The sequence below is a fragment of the Nostoc sp. CALU 546 genome (assembly GCF_048836525.1).
The window spans coordinates 1-1,212 of the sequence record NZ_JAWJTF010000428.1 but is presented as its reverse complement, the minus strand read 5'-3'; the positions used below and the strand labels follow the sequence as shown (position 1 = coordinate 1,212).

The following is a 1,212-nucleotide window of genomic DNA, read 5'->3' as shown; positions in this document are numbered from 1 at the left end:
TCTCTCTAAAGTCCTCTTCACGAGGACTTTAACTATGAGACAGGGATTTACAATCCCTGGCGGACGTGCTGGCGGACGTGCGGTTTCGCGTTAATTTGACACCAGTGGCAAGATGCCCACCCCACAATATTAGATAATTTATTTCTTGGAGTTCCCTAAGAGGTCAAGATGGTACAAACACCCGCTAGTTCAGAAACCGAAACCCTATTGATTGAGTTGCCTAAGTCGATTGGGTTGTATGTTACTCAAGAACAGTTTGCTGCTTTAGCCGCAGCCAACCGACACTTGAGACTGGAAAGAACCGCACAAGGAGAATTAATAGTGAACCCACCAACAGGCTGGGAAACTGGAGAGCGAAATTGCAGTATTTCTGGCGAATTGTATTTGTGGTGGCGTAATGCAGGTGAAGATGGTAAGGTCTTTGACTCTTCTACAGGCTTCATTTTACCCAATGGTGCGACTCGCTCCCCCGATGCCTCTTGGGTGAGTGGAGAACGATGGCAAGCGCTTACTTCGGCACAAAAAGGAACGTTTGCTAATATCTGCCCCGATTTTGTGGTTGAGTTACGCTCTAGTTCAGATACCCTCAAGTCCCTGCAAGATAAATTGAGGGAGTATATCGACAATGGCGCTAAACTTGGTTGGTTAATCGATCCGCAGCAGCGACGGGTGGAAATTTATCAACTGGCTAAGGATGTGGAAGTGTTGGAGAATCCTGGTGAGTTGTCGGGTGAAGCGGTTTTGCCGGGTTTTGTCTTGAATTTGCGACGGGTGTGGGATTGAAAGCATCTTGCTCGCTACGGGTTATATCATGTCCGGTAAATTACTTGTGATATGTCATTGCGAGTGCAACGTAGTGGAACGTTCGCAATCACAAGCGTTCAACTGGTACATGATATTAATTAATGCGTAGCTTGCTTCTCGCTGGAGGCGAGTATTACGAATTACGAATTACGAATTACGAATTACTTGATATCATCGCAGAGACGCTTGTCACTCTCACCCAAATTCGGGTTATTCTGCAAATAATCGTGCAGCCAATTGCAACCCCGCACCAACAGTTGGTCTAAATTCTCCACAGGCCACAACCGCGCTGTGTTGTCAACTGATGCCGTGGCAATGGTTTTACCGTCCGGGCTGAAACTCACACTTAATACACCGTACTGATGTCCTTTGAATTCTTTGAGCAAGTGCCCTTGCAGGTTCCACAAC

The 1,212-nt window shown here is 46.8% G+C and carries 2 protein-coding genes; one reads left to right on the top strand and one right to left on the bottom strand.

What is annotated here, in order from left to right; all coding sequences use genetic code 11:
- Positions 1-168: 168 nt before the first annotated feature.
- Complete coding sequence (locus RRG12_RS44265; RefSeq protein WP_420763377.1) at positions 169-783, top strand: Uma2 family endonuclease; 615 nt, start codon at positions 169-171, stop codon at positions 781-783.
- Positions 784-965: 182 nt separating this feature from the next.
- Here RRG12_RS44265 and RRG12_RS44260 read toward each other — a convergent pair.
- Positions 966-1,212 (bottom strand): WD40 repeat domain-containing protein (locus tag RRG12_RS44260; protein ID WP_420763376.1); only part of this gene is annotated, 247 nt, incomplete at its 5' end.

Excerpts from the sequence above, each read along its gene's own strand:
- RRG12_RS44265 (WP_420763377.1), top strand. The coding sequence starts at position 169 with ATGGTACAAACACCCGCTAGTTCAGAAACCGAAACCCTATTGATTGAG.